We start from the raw sequence: 5,318 nt of genomic DNA on the forward strand, positions 1-5,318 counted from the left end.
CGCATATGCAACAGAAAATAGGTGTTTTAGCAGATGTACATGGTAATTTAACCGCCTTAGAGGCGGTTATTGCTGATGCAAAAAATCAAGGGGTTACTGAATTCTGGTCACTAGGAGACATCGCCACCTATGGCCCCAATACGGTTGCGAGTTATCGTCTATTGCATCAAGAAAATACGACAGTGTTTTTACAAGGTAATTGGGAATCGAGTTACCAAGAATACGAGCGCGCAACGGCGGTGAATTTGGACGATGCCGCTGAAGTTGCATTTTTAAATTGGATGGCGCGTGATTATGCGCAATTTACAGTCGCTGAGATAGCACAAATTCAGCAATTACCAATTGCGACAACGATTGAACGTTTTGGCCGCCGTTTTTACTTATCACATCACACTCCCACACAAAATTATGGTGATGCACTACTGGCTGATGCGCCACAAGAAAATTTCAATCAGATGTTAACCGGTCGCGATGCGGATATGGCGATTTACGCCCACATTCATGCGCAAATCATGCGCACAGATGCTGTGACGCAAGTGGACAATCATTTTCAAATGCATCGCATTCTAAATACTGGAACTGTCGGTCAGTCTTATCAACTCACACCCCAAGGGATGGTCGCACAATACTTAGTGCTCACATTAGATGATGTTGTTGGTGTCGTGAGCACGGACTTTAGGCGCGTGAATTTTGATACCCAATTAGAAATATCACGTGCCCAGTCTGTTGACTGGCCGTTTGCAGCGGAATACGTGTGCATGTTACAAACAGGCCATTTCACACGTGATCGTGATAGTTTGCGTGGCAATGACAATTTTTTGATGTATCAAACCCAAGCTAAACACTTTTTAACACAACTAAAGGAGCAACATTATCGCAAAAGTTAAAACACAATTTATTTGCTCAAACTGTGGTTTCACGTCAGCGCGCTATCTGGGGCGCTGCTCAAACTGTGGTGAATGGGGCACATTTGTCGAAGAAAAAATCATGCCAGAGACCAACGACCGGAAAAGTCGGGTGAGTCTAGACGGTCGTACGGCTAAGGTTGAAAAGATTAATGAAGTGACATCAGAGGAAACACCGCGTGTTGCCACGAACCTTAAAGAACTGAACCGCGTGTTAGGTGGTGGGGTGGTTCCAGGTTCAATGGTGTTGATTGGTGGGGATCCAGGCATTGGGAAATCAACTCTCTTGCTCCAAGTCTCTGGGCAATTGGCCCATGAAGGTCGTGTGTTATACGTGACTGGGGAAGAATCTGCCACCCAAGTGAAGCTACGGGCAGATCGTTTGGGTGTTGGGAATGATGAATTTTACCTCTATCCAGAAACAGATATGACAGCGATTAAAAAGCAGATTGAATCGCTGCAACCAGATTTTGTCGTGATTGACTCAGTACAAACGATGCAGGAACCAGACGTGACGTCCGCCATTGGCTCCGTGTCACAAATCCGAGAAGTTACGGCAGATTTATTGCAAATTGCTAAAACCAATAACATTTCTATTTTTATCGTTGGTCACGTGACTAAAGATGGGGCGATTGCTGGACCAAAGATTTTGGAGCATATGGTCGATACGGTGCTCTATTTTGAAGGTGATAGTAACTATAAATACCGTATTTTACGGGCGGTGAAAAATCGTTTTGGCGCCACCAATGAATTGGGTATTTTTGAAATGCGTGACGGCGGCTTGATTGAAGTGGCGAACCCATCAGAAATCTTTTTGGAGGAACGATTGGCTGGGGCAACTGGGTCGGCCATTGTGGTCGCCTTGGAAGGCTCGCGGCCAATTTTGGTTGAATTACAGGCTTTAGTGACGCCCACCGTCTTTGGCAACGCGCAACGAACGGCTTCCGGGTTAGATCGTAATCGCGTGTCGTTAATAATGGCCGTTTTGGAAAAGCGCGCCAATCTCTTGTTGCAAAATCAAGACGCTTATCTGAAAGCTGCCGGTGGGGTGAAACTGGATGAACCCGCAATTGATTTGGCGATTGCCGTGGCACTGGCCAGTTCTTATCACGATAAAGAATCGCGGCCAAGTGACGTCTTTGTCGGTGAAATTGGGTTAACTGGGGAAATCCGGAGCGTCGCTGATATTGAGAGCCGGTTGAAGGAGGCGCGCAAACTCGGCTTTAAACGGGCGATTGTGCCAAAGAATAACTTGAATGGGGTCACACTCCCTGAAGGAATTCAAGTGATTGGCGTCGCCACATTACGAGAAGCATTGCAATTAGCCTTAGATTAAAGGGGGGTAACATGTGGGATCTGATTCCTGGTGATCTATTTATTTTGGTGCATAATGGGTTATATCGTTATGTTTCACGTGGAACAGGTTATCGAGGGCGTTGGTGGTTAGGTGTGCTGATAACTACGGTGTTAGGCGTTATCCAAGTCGGCTTAGGCTGGCTGACGTTAGTAGTTGGGCTTAGCGATGCCCTAATTTTGTGGGGGAAAGTTGCCGTTATGGCGATATTGCTGGTGATCATGGCCGGTCTAGGATGGGTGCTATACCACTGGGTACGGTTACTGAGACGTTTGGTACGGCAACAAGATGCGCCAATCCACGCTCATCGTCATTAAATCGATAACGTTTGCAGGTCAGGTTAGCCACCTGACCTTTTGTTTTGCGAATATGTGGCCAATTGGAATTTTGTCGGGGTAATGTTGTACAATAGAGTAGATAAATAACGGGATAAACCGTATAACTGAGGAGGAAATGCGTTAGCCAAACCACTTGTCTAACGCTTTATATCACATGACAGAAGACATTCGTGTTCGCTATGCCCCATCACCAACAGGACATTTACATATTGGTAACGCGCGTACCGCAATCTTTAACTGGCTTTTTGCGCGCCACTACAATGGCCAATTCATTATTCGGATTGAAGATACTGATTCAGCACGTAACATCGCTGACGGTGAAAAGTCACAATTAGAAAACTTGGCTTGGCTTGGTTTGGACTGGGATGAATCACCAGAAAATCCAGGTGCTTACGGCCCATACCGCCAATCTGAACGTAACGCTCAAGGCATTTACCAACCCTTTATTGATGAATTGTTGGCTAAGGGCTTGGCCTATAAGTCATATAAGACATCAGAACAATTGGCTGCTGAACGTGAAGCACAACAAGCCGCTAAGCAAGCGCCACATTACGTTTATGAATATGAAGGTTTGACGGATGAAGAACGCGAAGCCAAGTATGCGGAATTTGAAGCGCAAGGGTTAAAACCGGTGATTCGTTTCCGTGTCCCAGAAGAAAAAGTTTATGCTTGGGATGACATTGTTAAGGGTCATATCGAAATCGGTGCCAAGGAAATTGGTGGCGACTGGGTGATTCAAAAAGCCGATGGGATGCCAACCTATAACTTTGCGGTGGTTGTCGATGATCATTTGATGAAGATTTCTCACGTGTTACGTGGGGATGATCACGTCTCAAACACACCCAAGCAAATGATGATTTTTGAAGCATTGGGTTGGGATGTGCCAAAGTTTGGTCACATGGCCTTGATTATCAACGGTGAAACCGGCAAGAAGTTGTCAAAGCGTGACGAAAACGTGTTGCAATTCGTGGAACAATACAAGGATTTGGGCTATCAACCACAAGCGATGGTGAACTTTATTGGCTTGCTTGGTTGGTCACCAAAGGGTGAAGACGAAATCTTCTCCCTTGAAGAATTCACACAAATGTTTGACGAGAACCGTTTGTCAAAGGCCAACGCGAAGTTTGACCAAAAGAAGTTAGAATGGATTAACAACCAATGGATGCGTCGTGATTTGGATCAAGTGATGCCACAATTGATTCAAGAATTGGTCAATGCGGACTTAATTAGCGCAGAAGATGCCGAAACGAAGCGCGATTGGTTAACACAAGTCATTAAGGTTGCCGGTGTGGAAGGGATTTCCTATACACGCGAAATTGTTGACTTAGTGCGTCGCCCATTCTTTGAATTAAGTGATATTACGGATGAAATGGTCGATTATCTCACATCTGATGAAGGCCGTCAGGTCTTTGCAGCCTGGGAAAAAGCTTACACAGCCTTGCCAGAATCAGCGACTGCAGAAGATTACATGGCAGCTATTCGTGAGATTCAAAGCACACTTGAAATCAAGGGCCGCAACTTGTGGAATCCAATTCGTATCGCGACAACACATGAAGTGCAAGGACCAAACTTGCCAGAAATGTTAGTCGTATTGGAAAAAGACAAGGTCTTAGCGACAATGGCTGATGTTAAAGCTAAATATTTAGCCTAATTTAGGCGAGTCATAAAGGTGCTTCGGGTTAACTGAGGCGCCTTTTTTGATGCACTTTGTGACAGCAAATCCGAGGACATTTAGCAGGATTTGGCATACAATGGGGTAACGGCTTATAAAGAAAGTGTGAATACCATGTATGCAGTAGAAATGTTAAATTATGGGGAACCGACGGTCTTGGTCGATAACCTAGCGGCAGCAATGCCGATGATTAAACCCAAACAGGTATTGGTGAAACAACGGGCGACGGCAATTGACCCTTATGATGTGAAGTTTCGGCAAGGATTGATGGGAACAGATAAGGCAACACCGCTCATTCCAGGGTCATCAGTGGCAGGGGTTGTCGTGGCGGTTGGCGCTGAAGTGACGGCATTTGCAGTTGGTGACCGCGTGGCGGCATCGACACATTTGAAAAGCTATGCCGAATTTGTGCCAGTTGGGCAATCCTTACTTGCTAAAATTCCCGACGCAGTAAGTGATGTCCAAGCGGCTGCGGTGGTACTGGGTGGGCAAACTGGTTATCAAATGATAACCAAAGACTTAGCGGTTCAGCCAAGGGATACGGTACTCATTCAAGGTGGTGCTGGATCGGTTGGTTTCACAGCTATCCAGGTTGCGAAGTGGCTTGGGGTACAAACGCTTTATACGACAGTCCGTGGTCAGGCAGCAGCGGCCGTTGTGCAGGCCGTTGATCCGACACTGAAGGTCATTGATAGCCAAACGACGTCGCTGCAAGCAGCGATACCGGCAGGTGTGGATGTGATTTTAGATACGATTGGCGGTGATACCTTGCAGACGTCATTGGCCGTTTTGAAGCCAACTGGGCGATTGGTGTCATTGGTTGATACTATGGCTGATTCGCGTGTGACGATGGGCTATTTGCAATCTAACGGCACACAACTCGCCGAATTATTGGCGTTAGTAGCCCAAGGCCAGGTGATCGTGAACATTGCGGACACACGCCCATTTAATGCGGCAAACGTCCGCGATTTTCAAACGCGCCAACACGTACTGGGCAAACTTGTGCTGACATTTGACTAAAAAGTATCACTTCGGTGATACTTTTATTT

Annotated in this window: 5 protein-coding genes; all 5 read left to right on the plus strand. The window is 46.2% G+C overall.

What is annotated here, in order from left to right:
- Positions 1 to 887 (plus strand): metallophosphoesterase family protein (locus ACW12G_RS04960; protein WP_455647410.1); only part of this gene is annotated, 887 nt, incomplete at its 5' end.
- Entirely contained in the window at positions 874 to 2,241 is a 1,368-nt protein-coding gene (gene radA / locus ACW12G_RS04965; protein ID WP_077281988.1) for a DNA repair protein RadA, read from the plus strand. The genes ACW12G_RS04960 and radA, both read left to right, overlap by 14 nt.
- Positions 2,242 to 2,252: 11 nt before the next feature.
- The gene (locus ACW12G_RS04970) at positions 2,253 to 2,576 is read left to right on the plus strand and encodes a hypothetical protein (protein ID WP_282851101.1); all 324 of its coding nucleotides are present in this window, start codon (positions 2,253 to 2,255) and stop codon (positions 2,574 to 2,576) included.
- A 175-nt stretch (positions 2,577 to 2,751) separates the two neighbouring features.
- The gene (gltX, locus tag ACW12G_RS04975) at positions 2,752 to 4,248 is read left to right on the plus strand and encodes a glutamate--tRNA ligase (protein ID WP_029510099.1); all 1,497 of its coding nucleotides are present in this window, start codon (positions 2,752 to 2,754) and stop codon (positions 4,246 to 4,248) included.
- Positions 4,249 to 4,383: 135 nt separating this feature from the next.
- On the plus strand, positions 4,384 to 5,289 hold the full coding sequence (locus ACW12G_RS04980; protein WP_455647411.1) for an NADP-dependent oxidoreductase: 906 nt from the start codon (positions 4,384 to 4,386) through the stop codon (positions 5,287 to 5,289).
- The last annotated feature ends 29 nt before the right edge of the window (positions 5,290 to 5,318 follow it).

The organism is Leuconostoc sp. (assembly GCF_965300815.1).

Coding starts and splice junctions, on each gene's coding strand:
- ACW12G_RS04970 (WP_282851101.1), top strand. CDS start 2,253: ATGTGGGATCTGATTCCTGGTGATCTATTTATTTTGGTGCATAATGGG.
- gltX (WP_029510099.1), top strand. CDS start 2,752: ATGACAGAAGACATTCGTGTTCGCTATGCCCCATCACCAACAGGACAT.
- ACW12G_RS04980 (WP_455647411.1), top strand. CDS start 4,384: ATGTATGCAGTAGAAATGTTAAATTATGGGGAACCGACGGTCTTGGTC.